Annotated in this window: 1 pseudogene; it reads right to left on the bottom strand. The window is 66.8% G+C overall.

Features of this window, described 5'->3' with window-relative positions:
• Positions 1-244 (bottom strand): annotated as a pseudogene (locus CH341_RS35030) (AEC family transporter); the annotation flags it as partial.

Raw genomic sequence — 244 nt, 5'->3', positions numbered from 1 at the left:
CGGGATCGGCAGATGGAAAACGTGCCAGATGCCGCCCAGGATGATGCCGATGATGAGCGGATGGCGGATGAGTTCGAGCGCAAACGCCCCCCACATGGCACGGCTGCTCTCCACCTCGGCCGCGAGCCCGTCGCGCCGTCGCGCCCAGGTGTTGAGGGCGAGGCTTGCCGCCATCATCACCGGCAGATGCACCGAGACGAGAATGAGGACGACCACCGTGCCGGGGTCGCCATAGGTGGCACGT

The sequence above is a fragment of the Rhodoplanes roseus genome (genome assembly GCF_003258865.1).
Taxonomy (GTDB): domain Bacteria; phylum Pseudomonadota; class Alphaproteobacteria; order Rhizobiales; family Xanthobacteraceae; genus Rhodoplanes; species Rhodoplanes roseus.
This window is presented reverse-complemented; position numbering and strand designations above follow the sequence as displayed.